Genomic DNA, 13,584 nt, shown 5'->3' with positions numbered 1-13,584 from the left:
AACTACAGGCGCACTTTATTATTCTGTAATGGACAGTTCTGCTATTTTATCGAGAATATTTATCGACGGGTCGGAGGCCACTACGCGTAAATCGAGTTTTACACCCAGCTTATCTAATTGTTGAAATGAATTAATATCCATTTCATCTAATGAGATAGCCTTGGTGAGTTGTTTTTTACCCGGTCGCCAGGCCATGCCACCGATATTTAGGTGCACTATTTTCACACCCTTCTGAACCATAGTTAAAACATCCTGCGGGTTGGTAAATAAATAAAAAACAGTTTCGTCTTTATATTGAGGATTGTGATATACGGCGACGGCTTTCTCTATATTCACCACATTGACTTTCATGCCCGGAGGCGCAGCCTGACGAAGTAGCGTGCGGCGAACGTCGTCGTTATAAACATCGTCATTACAGATAATAATTCGCCGGGCGTTAGCCACTTTCGACCAGACAGTAGTGACCTGACCGTGAATCAAACGGTCATCGATACGAGCGAGCGTAATGTTCATCAAAAGTCCTCCTCAACGGTCTCCGGCTGCCGCCAGGTGACGCAGCACTGGCTGGCAATAGTCTCCAGGTGATTGCAGAGTTCGTCAGCGTTCATCGTTTGTTGATTATCCACCAGCTCCAGAGCCAGCGGCAGCGACAGGCCGCTGATAACCCGCAGCTGTGGGTTGCTCATCGCTAGCCCCGCAGCGGCATTCCACGGACTGCCGCACTGTAAATCAACGGCGACAAGCCACTGCTCTTCTTTGCGAGTTTCTACATGCTTTTCAAGCTTGATGGCGATATCGCCAGCGTTTTCACCGGGTACAAACTCCACGGTGCTGACGTTGACATCGCCGTAGACCATACGCACCGAGTCGAGCATGGCGCAAGCAAGCTGGCCGTGGGCACAGAAGATGACGTTAACCATTTTTCCCCCTTAGCCGCGCGTTTTTCCGCCCGCGATGTTAGTGGTTACGCCAGTGATATAGCTGGCGCGTTCTGAGAGTAGGTAACAAACAAAATCAGCGATTTCAGAAAGACGACCTGAGCGCCCAATTGGAATCGAATTCTTTGTATAGCCTTCGCGCAATTGGTCGACGGTGATGCTACGGGTCCAGGCCAGCGCCTCTTCGTATTCCGGCGTACGGAGTCCGGTTTTTTCCAGAATACCTGGCGCAACGCCTACTACGCGGATGCCGTATTTGCCCAGCTCTTTCGACCAGGAGCGGGTAAAGCTATTCAGCGCGGCTTTGGTCGCGGCATAGCAGCTCTGGCCCTCAGAGCCTTCCAGGCCGCTTTCCGACGAAACGTTAAGAATCACGCCGCCGCGTTGTTTAACCATCTGGCGGGCCACCGCCTGCGACATCAGAAAGACACCTTTCTGGTTGATATTGACCATTTTTTCAAATGCCGCTTCATTTAACTCATAGCAACCGGTGGGTAATTTCTCGTCGACTAATAAACGCGGGAAATTAACACCCGCGTTATTCACCAGCCCATCAATACGACCAAAGCGTTGAATAATACTGTCGACAGTTTTATTTACCTCGCTTGCGCTGGAAATATCAGTTGGCCAGAAAGTATAACTTTCGAGATCCTGGTGTTTATCGCCGCCGTGAATATCTATCATCTGCACTCTGGCGCCCTGGAGTAATAGCTCATCTACGATGGCCAGGCCAATTCCCGACGCACCACCGGTAATAATCATAATTTTGTCTTTTAAATTTAACCACGTATCCATTATCGACTCCTGTTTTCTTTAGATAAAGGGATCTCCCCGCGGTAGCGCTGCGTGAAATCATCTTCTTTCAATTTATTTCAGTAACGACTCGGCGGTTTCTCTGTTTGTCACCAGGCAATTAATGTAATTTCCGTTTAATGCGCCAAGAATACCGGAGTATTTTTCCTCGCCCATTGCAATACCTACTGAATAACGCGCTTTCTTGAGTTTCGCTATCTCAATAGAGAGTGTTTTCTCGCTCATGGCAGTTTCAACCATTGCGCCATCAATATTGTAAAAACGGGAGCAAATATCACCGGCCACGTGGCGGGCGTTGAGGTCATCGCTCTCTTCGCTGCCGTAAAAAGCATGCCAGTTCGCGCCGTTCCGGATGGCCGGGGAACCTATTCCCACCAGCGCGATGTCCAGGTTATCCCAGTAAGAGGCGATGGTTTTAAAGTGTCGGGACTGCATAATACCGTTTCGAATTAACTTGTTATCGAGCAGTGCAGGAAAGTCGGCAAGATGCGATTCCGCTTTCAGCTTCGCCGCCGCGCCGTAGGTCAGCGTATTGACGTGGTAACGGCTTTCCAGTTTTCCTGACGGACCACCGATGATTGGGACGCAGATAGCCTGACGAGACTGGCTGGCCTGCGGCAGATTCTCTACCAGCGCACGTACCGCGCGGCCCCAGGAGAAACCTACAATATCACCGGGCTCAAGCAGTCTGTCGACCAGCTGGGCCCCGTGCTGGCCCATAAGGTTGAGCTGATCGTCTTCCTGCAAGGAGTCGCTGGTGGCGACAACCGCTTCCCTGAGGCCAAACCTTTGCTTAAGCTGCTGCTCGAGCCACAGATTTTCGTTGTAGTCGTAGTTGATAGCGATAGTAACAATACCCTGTTCACGGCCGCGCTTTAGCAACCGGCTAATGGTCGTCCGGTAAATTCCCAGCTCGCGCGCAATCTGCGCCTGGGTCATCTCTTGCTCATAATAGAGTTGAGCGACTTTGACTATCAGGCGGATATCATCGCTACTTTCCATCGTCATCTGCCGACTCCTGCACATTTGTGCAAATCCTGTTCTTCCGAACACAATCTGATATAACCTCAGCTTTGCCGCTATTTAAAGAAATTATCTTCGTTTTCGTTGTGGTTCTACGGTGGCTTATGTTGCACATTTGATGAACAGAAAGCCTGTTGATGGCACTTTTGTGCATTTGCTTGTAATGGGTTGATTCTGCTTTATTTCATCAGGCAAAGTTGCTTTCGTTGGTGGCGTGCACTTTTGTCCTGAAAGGCGCGTCAGATCACACTCAGTGCTCAGGGAACAAAGCGAGATGATTTTTATCGCTGTTGAGGTGAGGTAATATTTCGCTTTTACAGGAGAATTTATGCTGCCAGAGTCATCAACCCGTCTTAACAAATACATCAGCGAGAGCGGGATCTGCTCACGCCGCGACGCCGATCGCTACATCGAACAGGGCAACGTTTTTATTAACGGCAAGCGCGCCAAAATTGGCGATCAGGTTTTTACCGGCGACAGCGTGAAGGTGAATGGTCAGCTCATCGAACCCCGCAACGAAGAAGACCTGGTGCTGATTGCGCTGAATAAGCCGGTGGGGATTGTAAGCACCACGGAAGACGGCGAGAAAGACAACATCGTTGACTATGTGAACCACAGCAAGCGCGTGTTCCCCATTGGTCGCCTGGACAAAGATTCTCAGGGGCTGATTTTCCTGACCAACCACGGCGACCTGGTGAATAAAATCCTGCGTGCCGGGAACGACCATGAGAAAGAGTATGTGGTCACGGTGAACAAGCCGGTTACCGACGAGTTTATTCGCGGTATGGGGGCAGGCGTGCCGATTCTGGGCACCGTCACCAAGAAATGCAAAGTCAAAAAAGAAGCGCCGTTTGCGTTTCGTATCACCCTGGTTCAGGGGTTAAACCGCCAGATCCGCCGCATGTGTGAGCATTTTGGCTACGAAGTGACGAAGCTGGAGCGTACGCGCATCATGAACGTCAATCTCACCGGTATTCCGCTGGGGGAGTGGCGCGACCTGACGGATGATGAACTGATTGCGCTGTTTAAGCTGATTGAGGATTCGTCCTCAGAGGCTAAACCGGCCACCAAAAAAGCGAAGCCCAAAACGGCCAGCCCGGCGGTGAAAAAACCGTTGGTGAGCGGCCCGAAAAGCTCAGCTAAAACGCCCGCTGAGCTTGCCTCGCGTAAACGCTTTGCTTCCCCTGGCCGCAAGAAAAAGGGCCGTTAGGCTAGCGTTTGCCTCGGGTGTGATTATTGGCTGACCATGAATACGTCGTCGTGGTATCCGGTTTTAAAGCATTTTGTTTCTTCAGCTGGCGAGCTTTCTTAGCCGCCAGCGCACGTTCCGCCATCAGCTTATCGATGTACTCTTTTTTTACCTGATTAGTCTCTGAGTTGGTCAACGTACGACCGTGGGCAATGCGGGCGCGATCCAGCAGCGTTTTTAGCTCACGCTGTTCGCTTTCCGTCATGTCTTGCTGTGTCAGTCTGGCTGTGGCCATCGTTGCAATCTCCCAGGAAAGGACTCTCAGTGTAAAACAAACCCACCGCGCCGACGAGACAAAAAAGCCTGCATCAGCAGGCTTTTAGCGATTATTTTTTGTCGTCTGACTTCGGCGTTATCGCTTTGCCGGACCAATACCCGGCCAGCAGAGAGCCGGACAGATTGTGCCAGACGGAGAACAACGCGCCGGGCAGCGCGGCGAGCGGCGAGAAGTAAATTTTACCCAACGTGGCCGCAAGACCGGAGTTCTGCATCCCCACTTCGATGGCCAGCGTCCGACAGGTCGACTCGTCAAACCCAAACAGGCGTCCGCCCCAGTAGCCGCCGAGCAGGCCAATGGTGTTATGCAGAATCACCGCGACAATCACCACCAGGCCAACGGAGGCGATGTGTGACGCCGAGCCAGCCACAACCGCGCTAATGATGGCGAGAATACAAAGCATGGAAAACGCGGGCAGCCACGGTTCCACGCGCTTCACCAGGCGTGGGAACAGGTGATGCACAATCAGGCCAAGGCCAATCGGGATGATGACGATTTGCAGAATGCTAACCAGCATGCCCATCACATCGACTTTAATGTCGGCGTCAACATAGAGACGGGTGAGCAGCGGCGTGGCAAAAACGCCGACCAGCGTGGAGACTGAAGAGATCGTTACGGAGAGCGCAACGTCGCCTTTGGCCAGATAAATCATGACATTGGACGCCGTACCGCTGGCTACGCTGCCGACCAGCACCATCCCGGCTGACAGGTCGGGCGGCATATGGAACAACATCGCCAGCAGCCATGCGGCCAGCGGCATCACCAGGTAATGTAGAAAAATGCCTGCAGCTACCGGTGCCGGGCGCGACAGCACGCGTTTAAAGTCTTCAAGCCGCAGGTGGACGCCCATGCCAAACATAATGAGCATCAGCAGCGTGCTGACCCACGGGCCAATCGGGGTAAAGGTTGAGGGCGTATAATACGCTGCGACGGAGAGCAGCAGCGCCCAGAGCGGGAACAGCCGGGTTAGGGTGGCGATCATAGCGGTGTCCTTGCAGAGAGTGTGTTGTTTTATGGTTATAAAAAAGCCGGGTGCGAGCCCGGCTTTCTGTATTCATGGCATGAATTTATCTGTTATTCAAACAAGTTACGGTGCAGCTTCTGGACAACCTGTTCGGCATCGTCGCCAGGCACCAGGAAGCACAGGTTGTAGCTGGAAGCGCCGTAGCAAATCATGCGGATGTTGAACGGGTCGAGCACGCCGAACACCTCTTTGCCTACGCCACAGGCCTGGGACAGCTTATTGCCGATGATCGCCACCAGCGCCAGGTTTTCTTCGACTTCCACGCGGCACAGCGACGAAAGCTCGGTGAGCAGCGCGGTGGTCAGCAGGCTGTCGCCGGTGGAGGTTGAGCCGGTGGTGTCCATGGTCAGCGCCACGCTCACTTCGGAGGTGGTGATCAGATCCACGGAAATATTGTGGCGAGCCAGAATGCTAAACACTTCCGCCAGGAAACCACGGGAATGAAGCATGTGCAGGCTGTGCAGCGTCAGCAGCGTTTGCTTACGACGCACCGCAAGGGCACGGAACAGCGGCGGATTCTCCGTTTTTTTGCACACCAGGGTGCCGCCAGCCGCAGGATCTTTACTGGAACCGACAAAGACCGGAATGTCGCAGCGCACGGCGGGCAGCAGCGTGGCTGGGTGCAGCACTTTTGCGCCAAAGGTCGCCATTTCGGCGGCTTCTTCAAAGGCGATGCGATCAATGCGTTTTGCCGCAGGCACCATGCGCGGGTCGGTGGTGTAGATGCCCGGCACGTCGGTCCAGATATCCACGCGAGCGGCATTCAACGCTTCGCCGAGCAGCGCAGCGGTATAGTCGCTGCCGCCGCGGCCAAGCGTGGTCGTTCTGCCTTTTTCTTCGCTGCCGATAAAGCCTTGAGTGATCACCAGAGATTCCGCGAGGCGCGGCATCATCTGCTGGCTTGCCAGTTCCGCCAGCGCGGCGATATCCGGTTCTGCACGGCCAAAGCGGTCGTTGGTGCGCATGACTTTACGAATATCGAACCACTGCGCTTCCACCTGGCGTTCACGCAGAATTTCCACGAACAGCAGGGTGGACATCAGTTCGCCGTGGCTGACCAGTTCATCGGTCAGCGCGGTGGAGGTTGCCAGAGAGGCGGCTTCCGCAAGGGTGGTGATGTTTTCAAGCAGGCGGTCGATCTCTTCACGAATAACGTCCGGATTCGCCAGACGCTCAACGATGTTGTACTGGATTTTGCGGATGGCATCGAGCTTGACGAAGCGCTCGGTCGCTTCGAGGCCTTCAGCCAGAGCAACCAGCAGGTTAGTCACGCCAGCGGAGGCGGAAAGCACCACCACGCGAACGTGGCTATCGGCCAGCACCACATCGGCGCTGCGGTTCATCGCGTCGAAATCGGCGACGCTGGTCCCACCAAATTTGGCGACTACGGTTTGAGACATAACTACCTCGTGTCAGGGGCCATTCAACTGGCAAAAAAGTATTCAGCCTTGGCACAAGGGAAGAGCGGTAAACGGGTGGGCGCAGAGCAGGAGAACTACGATATCACCCAGAAGTGCTCCACCTTGTCTATCCGGCTTTTGGCGCCGGATATGAAACGCTCGACTGCGAACGTTTCTGGTGACAACCCAGAGGATTCAGCCCCTGTAGCCGACAATAAGCGTGACCAGCCGCTTCATCATCTCGGCGTTGCACCCCCTCACGTATCGTCCTTGTTACTGGTTCCTCGGATACGATTTTCTGGGCAACGCGCCTCTTCTGGCCTGCGCATGCGCAGGTAGCGCCTAATAAATAAAGCTTCAGCGAAGGCATGTCAACTGCGGGGTTATGCGGATTTTTCATGTTAAATCTGTAATCAGGAATTTAACTTATAAGAGGGTATTTTTGCCGCTTTTTAGGGGGTTACGGGAAACCCTCGGTTAATGGCATAAAATCAATCACAATTTTTGCCTGCAGGCGCTACAATCGACCGAAGTCACAATTCTCAAATCAGAAGAGTATTGCTATGAAAAACATCAACCCGAAGCAGACCTCTGCCTGGCAGGCACTCCAGAAACATTACGATGAGATGAAAGACGTTACGCTTTCCGACCTGTTCGCGAAAGATAACGACCGCTTCAGCAAGTTCTCCGCAACCTTCGATGACCTGATGCTGGTGGACTTCTCCAAAAACCGCATCACCACCGAAACCCTCGAAAAACTGCAGGCTCTGGCGAAAGAGACCGATCTGCAGAGCGCGATCAAATCCATGTTCGCCGGCGAGAAAATCAACCGCACCGAAGACCGCGCCGTGCTGCACGTTGCGCTGCGTAACCGCAGCAATACGCCTATCCTGGTCGATGGCAAAGACGTGATGCCGGAAGTGAACGCGGTGCTTGAGAAGATGAAAGCCTTCTCCGAAAGCATCATCAGCGGGAGCTGGAAGGGTTACACCGGTAAAGCGATCACCGACGTGGTTAACATCGGTATCGGCGGCTCTGACCTCGGCCCATTCATGGTCACCGAAGCGCTGCGTCCATACAAAAACCACCTCAACATGCACTTTGTGTCCAACGTTGACGGTACCCACATTGCCGAAGTGCTGAAGAAAGTTAACCCGGAAACCACGCTGTTCCTGGTTGCCTCAAAAACCTTCACCACTCAGGAAACGATGACCAACGCCCACAGCGCACGTGACTGGTTCCTGCGTGCCGCTGGCGATGAAAAGCACGTGGCAAAACACTTCGCTGCGCTGTCCACCAACGGTAAAGCCGTCGGTGAATTTGGTATCGACACCGCAAACATGTTCGAATTCTGGGACTGGGTTGGCGGCCGTTACTCTCTGTGGTCCGCAATTGGCCTGTCCATCATTCTGTCCGTGGGCTTCGACAACTTTGTTGAACTACTGTCCGGCGCGCACGCGATGGACAAACACTTCTCCACCACGCCTGCCGAGCAAAACCTGCCGGTTCTGCTGGCGCTGATCGGCATCTGGTATAACAATTTCTTCGGTGCTGAAACTGAAGCGATTCTGCCATACGACCAGTACATGCATCGCTTTGCCGCCTACTTCCAGCAGGGCAACATGGAGTCCAACGGTAAGTACGTTGACCGCAACGGCAACGCCGTGGACTACCAGACTGGCCCAATTATCTGGGGCGAACCGGGCACCAACGGGCAGCACGCGTTCTACCAGCTGATCCACCAGGGGACCAAAATGGTGCCTTGCGACTTCATCGCGCCGGCCATCAGCCATAACGCGCTGTCGGATCATCATCCAAAACTGCTGTCTAACTTCTTCGCACAGACCGAAGCGCTGGCGTTCGGGAAATCCCGTGAAGTGGTTGAGCAGGAATACCGTGACCAGGGTAAAGACCCGGCCACGCTGGACCACGTTGTGCCGTTCAAAGTGTTCGAGGGCAACCGCCCAACCAACTCCATCCTGCTGCGTGAAATTACTCCGTTCAGCCTGGGCGCGCTGATTGCACTCTACGAGCACAAAATCTTTACCCAGGGCGCAATCCTGAACATCTTCACCTTCGACCAGTGGGGCGTGGAGCTGGGCAAACAGCTGGCTAACCGCATCCTGCCAGAGCTGGGCGACGACAAACAAATCGCCAGCCACGACAGCTCAACCAACGGCCTGATTAACCGCTATAAAGCATGGCGTGATTAATTAAACCGCGTGATGTAAATATGCCAGCCTCGTGCTGGCATATTTTTTATAAGAGTTATCCCCTTGCCGTCATAATTCTCGATATTGCCACCCTGAGGTTAATCCGAAAAATGATTTTCCTGCCTCTTTGTCGGGTCTTTAATTTAAGGTTTTATTTAATTGTTACCATCATTTTTATTCTGTAATGCATTGGTTTAAATGATTTTATTTTCTTTTAAATATAGTTATCGCCTTAATTTTTACTCTTTTTCTTAAAATCCCATCCTTATTTCCCACAGGCTAATTCATCACATTGTGTTGTGTATACTCGATCGCGCCTGAAACCTTTTCAGGTAAATCTCCATTCATTCAATGAAGGGAAATTGTAATGAGAAAAACCCTTTATGGCGCTTTAGCCATATTTACGCTGGCTGCCGCCGGCGCGGCGAATGCTGACCCTGTTGCAGTGGGTGATGCGGCCGGCGCGCAGGCGACGTCTGTGTCTGCAGGCAGTTCTGCTGCAACCAGCGCCAGCACTGTTGGGTCTGCGGTCGGTGTGGCATTAGCCGCAACCGGTGGCGGCGACGGTTCAAACACCGGGACCACCACAACCACGACGACCAGCACCACCACCCGTTAACGTTTGGGTGTTTTTAACCATAACCACACTTCGGTGTGGTTATTTTAAATCGGGGAACCACCGTGCAGCGACTCGCAATACTCTTTGTTTGTCTGTTACTCCAGGCGTGCTCAGCGACCACCAGAGGGCTTGGCACCTCGCTTTGGAACAGTATCGCCGGGGGCGGGGGTGTGCAGCTTACCGACGATGAAATTGCCGAGATGCGCTACGCGAGCCAGTACATGAGCATCAACAACGGCCCGCAGCTGTTTGTGGTGCTCGCTTATAACGAAAATGGCCAGCAGAAGTGGGTGACGCAGGACAGGTCGGTCATCGTCACGCAAAACGGCCGCATTGTGAAAACCTCCGGGCTGGGCGACAACTTGACGGAAGTGACCAACCTGGCCAGCGACCCGCTTACGAACGTGAAACAGATTAAGGATGGCGCGAGCTGGACCCGGCAAATGGCCTGGACTGAGCACCAGCAGGTTCGCTACGCCACCGCAACGTCCACCTTTGAATTTGACGGCACCGACACGGTGAAGCTTGGCAGTAGCGTGACCAAAGTACGCGTCCTGGAAGAAGAGGTGACCGCGCTCGGGAAAAGCTGGACGAACCGCTATTGGGTGGACGATGAAGGCCAAATCCGCAAATCAAAACAGTATCTTGGCCCCGGCTACTGGCCCATTACCACGCTTCTTGTGAAGGCGGCAAAACAATGAAAAAACTCCCCTTTACGTTTATGGCTCTGCTTTTTGCCAGCGCCTTTACCCACGCAGAAAGTACCGTAACGGTCTATACCCAGCCGCAAACGCAGCCGCGGGTGATTAAAGATGCCGCCCGGCTGGCGGATTTGGTGGCTAACCCTGCGTTAAGCCGCACCTGGTGGCCGGCGGCGGTGATTAGCACCCGGCAGGCAAGCGCCGCAGAAGAGCAAAAACATCAGCAGCTGCTGGCCCGGCTGGCTGAGGTGGCTGCAGACGAAGGCGGAAATGACGGTGCCGCCATCAACGGGCTGCGTCAGCAGCTCAGCGCTATGCAGGTGACCGGGCGGCAGTTTGTCAATCTGGATCCCGACTGGGTTCGCCTTCGCCCGCAGTCAAACGTGCCGCTTCAGGGGGAATACAGCCTTTGGGCCGGCCCGCAGCCCACAACCATCACCCTGGTGGGATTAGTCAGTTCGCCCGGCGTGAAACCTTTTACCCCCGGACGCAGCGTGGATGCCTATCTGGACGACGTCAGCCTGTTGAGCGGAGCCGAAAGAAGTTATGCCTGGGTGATTTACCCGGACGGCAGAATCGAAAAAGCGCCAGTTGCTTACTGGAATAAACGCCATAGAGAACCGTCGCCAGGTAGCCTCATCTTTGTGGGATTCTCTAACCGCCTTTTCAGCGCCACCTTTGACGAGCTGAACCAGCAGATTCTTAATACCCTGACCCATCGGATACCGGATTAATGAAAAAACGTTACCTGTATAGCCTGATTGCGCTGGCGGTGACTTCCGCCTGCCGCGCCGAAACGTATCCGGCACCCGTTGGCCCTTCGCAGGCAGACTTTGGCGGCGCGGGTCTGCTGCAAACGCCGACGGCGCGTATGGCGCCTGAGGGCGAATTTAACCTCAACTACCGCGACAACGATCAGTACCGCTTCTACTCCGCCTCCATGCAGCTTTTCCCGTGGATGGAAGCCACGCTGCGCTACACCGACGTGCGCACACGTCACTACAGTAGCGTGAAGGCTTTCTCGGGTGACCAGACCTATAAAGACAAAGCGTTTGACGTGAAATTCCGCCTGTGGGAAGAGGGCTACTGGCTGCCTCAGGTCTCTGCCGGTATTCGTGACCTGGGCGGCACCGGGCTGTTTGACGGTGAATATGTGGTGGCGAGCAAAGCCTGGGGGCCATTCGACTTCAGCCTTGGCATGGGCTGGGGGTATTTAGGCACCAGCGGCAACATCAAAAACCCACTCTGCGAATACAGCGACAAGTACTGCCATCGGGATAACAGCTACCAAATGGCGGGTTCCTTCAACTTTAGCGGCATGTTCCACGGCCCGACGTCGCTGTTTGGCGGCGTCGAGTACCAGACGCCGTGGCAGCCACTCAGGCTGAAAGTTGAGTATGAGGGCAACAACTACAGCCATGAGTTTGCGGGGAAAATAGACCAGCGCAGCAGCGTTAATGTCGGCGCAATCTACCGGGTAACCGACTGGGCCGACGTGAACATGAGCTACGAGCGCGGCAACACTTTTATGTTTGGCGTGACGCTCCGCACCAATTTCAACGACCTTAAATCAGGGTATAGCGACTCGCGTCGCCCTGAATACCAGCCGCACCCGCAGGATGAAATTCTGCAGCACAACGTGGTGGCCAATCAGCTGACCGACCTGAAATACAACGCCGGGCTGATCAACCCGAACATTCAGGTCAAAGGGGATACGCTCTACGTCACGGGCGAGCAGGTGAAATACCGCAACTCCCGCGAAGGCATCGAACGCGCCAACCGCATCGTGATGAATGACCTGCCGGATAATATTCGCACCATCCGCATTACCGAAAGCCGGATTAATATGCCGCAGGTTACCACTGAAACGGACGTGGCCAGCCTGCGTCGGCACCTTGAGGGGGAACCGCTGGGGCAGGAAACAACGCTGGTACAAAAACGCGTTGAGCCGGTAGTGCCAGAAAGCACCGAACAGGGATACTACATCGAGAAGTCGCGCTTTAATTATTCAATTGATCCGATTCTCAACCAGTCTATCGGCGGCCCGGAAAGCTTCTATATGTACCAGGTCGGGGTGATGGGGAACGTCGATTACTGGCTGACGGATCACCTGTTAACCAGCGGCAGCCTGTTTGCCAACGTCGCCAATAACTACGACAAATTTAACTACACCAATCCGCCAATGGATTCTACGCTGCCGCGCGTGCGTACCCACGTTCGCGAATATGTAGAAAACGATGTTTACATCAACAACCTGCAGGCCAACTACTTCCAGTACTTTGGGCATGGAATCTACGGCCAGGTTTATGCGGGCTACCTGGAAACCATGTACGGCGGCGCGGGGGCTGAGCTGCTTTACCGTCCGGTGGACAGCAACTGGGCGATCGGCGTCAACGGCAATTACGTCAAACAGCGTGACTGGCGCAGTTCGCAGGATATGATGAAATTTACCGACTACAGCGCGAAGACCGGGCATATCACCGGCTACTGGACGCCGCCGTTTGCTCAGGATGTGCTGGTGAAGCTCAGCATCGGCCAGTATCTGGCTCAGGATAAAGGCGGCACGCTGGAGATCTCCAAACACTTTGACAGCGGGATCGTGGTGGGCACCTACGCCACCATCACTAACGTGTCGAAGAAAGAGTACGGCGAGGGCGACTTCACCAAAGGTTTCTACATCAATGTGCCGTTGGATATCTTCTCGGCTTACCCAACCCGCAGCCGGGCGCAGGTGACCTGGACGCCGCTGACGCGTGACGGCGGGCAGATGCTGGGCCGTAAGTTTGACCTGTATGGGGTGACCAGCGATCGCAGCGAAAATTTCCGCTAACGAAGGTAAGTAAATAAACTAGATCAAGATCACATTTTAGACGTATAACAGCCTCTCAAGACCACAATAAAAATGAGAGGCCGTTATGCCTGCGACACCGCGTTTTTCCTGGATTTCTACCGTCATGCAGACGGTGCTTAATCTGGGGCTGCTGGCCCTTGGGCTGATTTTGATTATTTTCCTCGGCAAAGAGACCATTCACCTGGCGACCGTATTGTTTGCGCCGGGAGATGACGCCAGCTCGTATCTGTTTATCGAGGGGCTGGTGGTTTACTTCCTCTATTTTGAGTTTATCGCGCTGATTGTGAAGTATTTTCAGTCGGGCTATCACTTCCCGCTGCGCTACTTTATTTACATCGGTATTACCGCAGTTGTTCGCCTGATTATCATTGACCACAGTTCGCCGCTGGACGTGCTGATCTACTCGGCCGCGATTCTGGTGCTGGTGATTACGCTTTGGTTGTGTAACAGCCAGCGCCTGAAGCGGGAATAAAAAA

The 13,584-nt window shown here is 53.9% G+C and carries 14 protein-coding genes and 1 riboswitch; of the genes, 7 read left to right on the top strand and 7 right to left on the bottom strand.

Annotated features, from left to right (window positions below; translation table 11 throughout):
• Nucleotides 1-18 precede the first annotated feature (18 nt).
• The 4 genes from F3J29_RS15970 to F3J29_RS15955 form a co-directional block, all read right to left on the bottom strand.
• Nucleotides 19-513, bottom strand: a complete 495-nt coding sequence (locus F3J29_RS15970) for a PTS sugar transporter subunit IIB (protein ID WP_166867494.1) — start codon at nucleotides 511-513, stop codon at nucleotides 19-21.
• A complete protein-coding gene (locus F3J29_RS15965) occupies nucleotides 513-920 on the bottom strand; it encodes a mannose/fructose/sorbose PTS transporter subunit IIA (protein ID WP_166867493.1) in 408 nt (135 codons plus the stop codon). Before F3J29_RS15965 ends, F3J29_RS15970 begins: the two co-directional genes overlap by 1 nt.
• Nucleotides 921-929: 9 nt before the next feature.
• Entirely contained in the window at nucleotides 930-1,733 is an 804-nt protein-coding gene (locus F3J29_RS15960) for an SDR family oxidoreductase (RefSeq protein ID WP_166867492.1), read from the bottom strand.
• A gap of 72 nt (nucleotides 1,734-1,805) precedes the next feature.
• Entirely contained in the window at nucleotides 1,806-2,753 is a 948-nt protein-coding gene (locus F3J29_RS15955; RefSeq protein ID WP_353620558.1) for a sugar-binding transcriptional regulator, read from the bottom strand.
• A 349-nt stretch (nucleotides 2,754-3,102) separates the two neighbouring features.
• On the opposite strand from F3J29_RS15955, the gene rluF reads away from it, so the two are divergent.
• The gene (rluF, locus tag F3J29_RS15950) at nucleotides 3,103-3,984 is read left to right on the top strand and encodes a 23S rRNA pseudouridine(2604) synthase RluF (RefSeq protein ID WP_166867490.1); all 882 of its coding nucleotides are present in this window, start codon (nucleotides 3,103-3,105) and stop codon (nucleotides 3,982-3,984) included.
• A 1-nt stretch (nucleotide 3,985) separates the two neighbouring features.
• Here rluF and F3J29_RS15945 read toward each other — a convergent pair whose 3' ends face one another.
• The 3 genes from F3J29_RS15945 to lysC form a co-directional block, all read right to left on the bottom strand.
• On the bottom strand, nucleotides 3,986-4,258 hold the full coding sequence (locus F3J29_RS15945) for a YjbD family protein (protein WP_008455871.1): 273 nt from the start codon (nucleotides 4,256-4,258) through the stop codon (nucleotides 3,986-3,988).
• A 91-nt stretch (nucleotides 4,259-4,349) separates the two neighbouring features.
• Complete coding sequence (panS, locus tag F3J29_RS15940) at nucleotides 4,350-5,282, bottom strand: ketopantoate/pantoate/pantothenate transporter PanS (protein ID WP_166867489.1); 933 nt, start codon at nucleotides 5,280-5,282, stop codon at nucleotides 4,350-4,352.
• 92 nt (nucleotides 5,283-5,374) lie between these two features.
• Nucleotides 5,375-6,724 carry a lysine-sensitive aspartokinase 3 gene (gene lysC / locus F3J29_RS15935; RefSeq protein WP_166867487.1) on the bottom strand — a complete coding sequence of 450 codons (1,350 nt, stop codon included), beginning with the start codon at nucleotides 6,722-6,724 and terminating at the stop codon, nucleotides 5,375-5,377.
• 103 nt (nucleotides 6,725-6,827) lie between these two features.
• Nucleotides 6,828-7,048: riboswitch (Lysine riboswitch) on the bottom strand.
• A gap of 239 nt (nucleotides 7,049-7,287) precedes the next feature.
• On the opposite strand from lysC, the gene pgi reads away from it, so the two are divergent.
• From pgi to psiE, 6 genes are all read left to right on the top strand, one after another.
• Nucleotides 7,288-8,937, top strand: coding sequence for a glucose-6-phosphate isomerase (gene pgi / locus F3J29_RS15930; protein ID WP_166867485.1), 1,650 nt, complete (start codon nucleotides 7,288-7,290; stop codon nucleotides 8,935-8,937).
• Nucleotides 8,938-9,304: 367 nt separating this feature from the next.
• The gene (gene yjbE / locus F3J29_RS15925) at nucleotides 9,305-9,556 is read left to right on the top strand and encodes an exopolysaccharide production protein YjbE (protein ID WP_008455862.1); all 252 of its coding nucleotides are present in this window, start codon (nucleotides 9,305-9,307) and stop codon (nucleotides 9,554-9,556) included.
• Between the two features lie 62 nt (nucleotides 9,557-9,618).
• Nucleotides 9,619-10,257, top strand: a complete 639-nt coding sequence (locus F3J29_RS15920) for a YjbF family lipoprotein (RefSeq protein ID WP_166867483.1) — start codon at nucleotides 9,619-9,621, stop codon at nucleotides 10,255-10,257.
• Nucleotides 10,254-10,991 (top strand): capsule biosynthesis GfcC D2 domain-containing protein, encoded by a 738-nt coding sequence (locus F3J29_RS15915; RefSeq protein ID WP_166867482.1) that lies wholly within the window; start codon nucleotides 10,254-10,256, stop codon nucleotides 10,989-10,991. Before F3J29_RS15920 ends, F3J29_RS15915 begins: the two co-directional genes overlap by 4 nt.
• Complete coding sequence (locus F3J29_RS15910) at nucleotides 10,991-13,087, top strand: YjbH domain-containing protein (protein ID WP_166867480.1); 2,097 nt, start codon at nucleotides 10,991-10,993, stop codon at nucleotides 13,085-13,087. Before F3J29_RS15915 ends, F3J29_RS15910 begins: the two co-directional genes overlap by 1 nt.
• 85 nt (nucleotides 13,088-13,172) lie before the next feature.
• Nucleotides 13,173-13,580, top strand: a complete 408-nt coding sequence (gene psiE / locus F3J29_RS15905; protein ID WP_008455857.1) for a phosphate-starvation-inducible protein PsiE — start codon at nucleotides 13,173-13,175, stop codon at nucleotides 13,578-13,580.
• Nucleotides 13,581-13,584 lie beyond the last annotated feature (4 nt).

It is taken from the genome of Enterobacter sp. Cy-643, from assembly GCF_011752815.1.
Lineage (GTDB): Bacteria > Pseudomonadota > Gammaproteobacteria > Enterobacterales > Enterobacteriaceae > Cedecea.
The sequence above is the reverse complement of the archived record's forward strand: the minus strand, read 5'-3'. Positions and strand labels throughout refer to the sequence as shown.

Coding starts and splice junctions, on each gene's coding strand:
- F3J29_RS15970 (WP_166867494.1), bottom strand. CDS start 513: ATGAACATTACGCTCGCTCGTATCGATGACCGTTTGATTCACGGTCAG.
- F3J29_RS15965 (WP_166867493.1), bottom strand. CDS start 920: ATGGTTAACGTCATCTTCTGTGCCCACGGCCAGCTTGCTTGCGCCATG.
- F3J29_RS15960 (WP_166867492.1), bottom strand. CDS start 1,733: ATGGATACGTGGTTAAATTTAAAAGACAAAATTATGATTATTACCGGT.
- F3J29_RS15955 (WP_353620558.1), bottom strand. CDS start 2,753: ATGGAAAGTAGCGATGATATCCGCCTGATAGTCAAAGTCGCTCAACTC.
- rluF (WP_166867490.1), top strand. CDS start 3,103: ATGCTGCCAGAGTCATCAACCCGTCTTAACAAATACATCAGCGAGAGC.
- F3J29_RS15945 (WP_008455871.1), bottom strand. CDS start 4,258: ATGGCCACAGCCAGACTGACACAGCAAGACATGACGGAAAGCGAACAG.
- panS (WP_166867489.1), bottom strand. CDS start 5,282: ATGATCGCCACCCTAACCCGGCTGTTCCCGCTCTGGGCGCTGCTGCTC.
- lysC (WP_166867487.1), bottom strand. CDS start 6,724: ATGTCTCAAACCGTAGTCGCCAAATTTGGTGGGACCAGCGTCGCCGAT.
- pgi (WP_166867485.1), top strand. CDS start 7,288: ATGAAAAACATCAACCCGAAGCAGACCTCTGCCTGGCAGGCACTCCAG.
- yjbE (WP_008455862.1), top strand. CDS start 9,305: ATGAGAAAAACCCTTTATGGCGCTTTAGCCATATTTACGCTGGCTGCC.
- F3J29_RS15915 (WP_166867482.1), top strand. CDS start 10,254: ATGAAAAAACTCCCCTTTACGTTTATGGCTCTGCTTTTTGCCAGCGCC.
- F3J29_RS15910 (WP_166867480.1), top strand. CDS start 10,991: ATGAAAAAACGTTACCTGTATAGCCTGATTGCGCTGGCGGTGACTTCC.
- psiE (WP_008455857.1), top strand. CDS start 13,173: ATGCCTGCGACACCGCGTTTTTCCTGGATTTCTACCGTCATGCAGACG.